The organism is Pseudoxanthomonas sp. 97-1-1, assembly GCF_057773125.1.
Window position 1 is genome coordinate 1 of sequence record NZ_JBYMTJ010000004.1, and the last position, 2,500, is coordinate 2,500.

The following is a 2,500-nucleotide window of genomic DNA, read 5'->3' on the forward strand; positions in this document are numbered from 1 at the left end:
AAACCCCCGTCCTATCGGACGGGGGTTTCGGGGTAAAGCCCCTGGCGATGACCTACTCTTGCATGGCTTAAGCCACACTACCATCGGCGCGGCTGCGTTTCACTTCCGTGTTCGGGATGGGAACGGGTGGGACCACAGCGCTAATTTCACCAGGGAGAGGGTTGGAGCGTCGCCATCCAAGGAACGGATTAAGGCGCCAATCTCTCATAGGGTCTTGTGACGTAGCGGGCATTGGATTTTCTCTGACGATATCGTCGAGTCCAAGGCCACTTGAGGTTATATGGTCAAGCCACACGGATCATTAGTATCAGTTAGCTCAATGGGTTGCCCCACTTACACACCTGACCTATCAACCACCTAGTCTTGATGGTTCCTTTAGGGGGCTTGTGCCCCGGGAGATCTCATCTTGAGGCGCGCTTCCCGCTTAGATGCTTTCAGCGGTTATCGCTTCCGAACATAGCTACCCGGCAATGCCACTGGCGTGACAACCGGAACACCAGAGGTTCGTCCACTCCGGTCCTCTCGTACTAGGAGCAGCCCCTCTCAAATCTCCAACGCCCATGGCAGATAGGGACCGAACTGTCTCACGACGTTCTGAACCCAGCTCGCGTACCACTTTAAATGGCGAACAGCCATACCCTTGGGACCGACTACAGCCCCAGGATGTGATGAGCCGACATCGAGGTGCCAAACACCGCCGTCGATATGAACTCTTGGGCGGTATCAGCCTGTTATCCCCGGAGTACCTTTTATCCGTTGAGCGATGGCCCTTCCATACAGAACCACCGGATCACTAAGTCCTACTTTCGTACCTGCTTGATCCGTCGATCTCGCAGTCAAGCACGCTTATGCCTTTGCACACAGTGCGCGATGTCCGACCGCGCTGAGCGTACCTTCGAGCTCCTCCGTTACTCTTTGGGAGGAGACCGCCCCAGTCAAACTACCCACCATACATGGTCCCCGATCCGGATTACGGACCTAGGTTAGAACGTCAAGCACATCAGGGTGGTATTTCAAGGTTGGCTCCACCGAAGCTAGCGCCTCGGTTTCATAGCCTCCCACCTATCCTACACAGACGAACTCAACGTTCAATGTAAAGCTATAGTAAAGGTTCACGGGGTCTTTCCGTCTTGCCACGGGAACGCTGCATCTTCACAGCGATTTCAATTTCACTGAGTCTCGGGTGGAGACAGCGCCGCTGTCGTTACGCCATTCGTGCAGGTCGGAACTTACCCGACAAGGAATTTCGCTACCTTAGGACCGTTATAGTTACGGCCGCCGTTTACTGGGGCTTCGATCAAGAGCTTCGCCTTGCGGCTGACCCCATCAATTAACCTTCCAGCACCGGGCAGGCGTCACACCCTATACGTCCACTTTCGTGTTTGCAGAGTGCTGTGTTTTTGATAAACAGTCGCAGCGGCCTGGTTTCTGCGACCCCCCTCAGCTATAGCCCGCATGGGCCACCAAAGAGGGTGCACCTTCTCCCGAAGTTACGGTGCCATGTTGCCTAGTTCCTTCACCCGAGTTCTCTCAAGCGCCTGAGAATTCTCATCCTACCCACCTGTGTCGGTTTACGGTACGGTCTGCGTGAGCTGAAGCTTAGGAGCTTTTCCTGGAAGCGTGGTATCAGTGACTTCGTCCAAAAGGACTCGTCTCGGTGCTCGGTCTTAAAGGATCCCGGATTTGCCAAAGATCCAAACCTACCGCCTTTCCCCGGGACAACCAACGCCCGGTACACCTAACCTTCTCCGTCCCTCCATCGCACTCACGCGAGGTGCAGGAATATTAACCTGCTTCCCATCGACTACGGCTTTCGCCCTCGCCTTAGGGACCGACTAACCCTGCGTCGATTAACGTTGCGCAAGGAAACCTTGGGCTTTCGGCGTGCGGGCTTTTCACCCGCATTATCGTTACTCATGTCAGCATTCGCACTTCCGATACCTCCAGCAACCTTCTCAAGTCACCTTCAACGGCTTACGGAACGCTCCTCTACCGCGCATAACAAAGTTATGCACCCCAAGCTTCGGTTTCGTGCTTAGCCCCGTTAAATCTTCCGCGCAGACCGACTCGACCAGTGAGCTATTACGCTTTCTTTAAAGGGTGGCTGCTTCTAAGCCAACCTCCTGGCTGTCTGTGCCTTTCCACATCGTTTTCCACTTAGCACGAAATTTGGGACCTTAGCTGTGGGTCTGGGTTGTTTCCCTTTTCACGACGGACGTTAGCACCCGCCGTGTGTCTCCCGTACATTCTGTCTTGGTATTCGGAGTTTGCCATGGTTTGCTAAGACGCGATGTCCCGCTAGCCATAACAGTGCTCTACCCCCAAGAAGATTCATACGAGGCGCTACCTAAATAGCTTTCGAGGAGAACCAGCTATCTCCGGGTTCGATTAGCTTTTCACTCCTAATCACACCTCATCCCCTACCTTTGCAACGGGAGTGGGTTCGGGCCTCCAGTACCTGTTACGGCACCTTCACCCTGGGCATGACTAGATCACCCGG

The 2,500-nt window shown here is 54.4% G+C and carries 2 rRNA genes (1 of these 2 cut by a window edge); both read right to left on the reverse strand.

Features of this window, described 5'->3' with window-relative positions:
• Window positions 1-39: 39 nt before the first annotated feature.
• Window positions 40-154, reverse strand: a 5S ribosomal RNA gene (gene rrf / locus AC3DET_RS15270).
• 126 nt (window positions 155-280) lie between these two features.
• Window positions 281-2,500: ribosomal RNA gene (locus AC3DET_RS15275) — 23S ribosomal RNA — on the reverse strand (it continues 659 nt past the right edge of the window).